1 protein-coding gene is annotated in these 280 nt (G+C 60.4%); it reads left to right on the plus strand.

The genetic code is table 11. The annotated features are described in order from the left end of the window. Window positions 1-55: 55 nt before the first annotated feature. Window positions 56-280: hypothetical protein (locus RMT89_RS42525; RefSeq protein WP_315889115.1), on the plus strand; the 225-nt coding region annotated here is incomplete at its 3' end.

The following is a 280-nucleotide window of genomic DNA, read 5'->3' on the forward strand; positions in this document are numbered from 1 at the left end:
CTCAATGATCCCAGACCTACCACGAGAGGCCATCGAGCCTACCGTGAGTACAGGCATGGAAGCCCTGGGTCGTGGACAGGACCTCGACAAGATCAACCGCTTCATCACCGCCATCATCCCTCTCGGCCAGATGCAGGACCCGGACTTGAACCTCCGCAACCTGAAGACCCGTATTGCCAACGCCCTGGGCTTGGACGTAGCGGGCCTCCTGAAGACCGAGCAGGACCTCGCCATGGAACAGGCGAAGAACATGATCGCGTCTGGCGGCAATGCACTCGCT

It is taken from the genome of Streptomyces sp. P17 (assembly GCF_032436805.1).
In the GTDB taxonomy this organism is placed as follows: Bacteria; Actinomycetota; Actinomycetes; order Streptomycetales; family Streptomycetaceae; genus Streptomyces.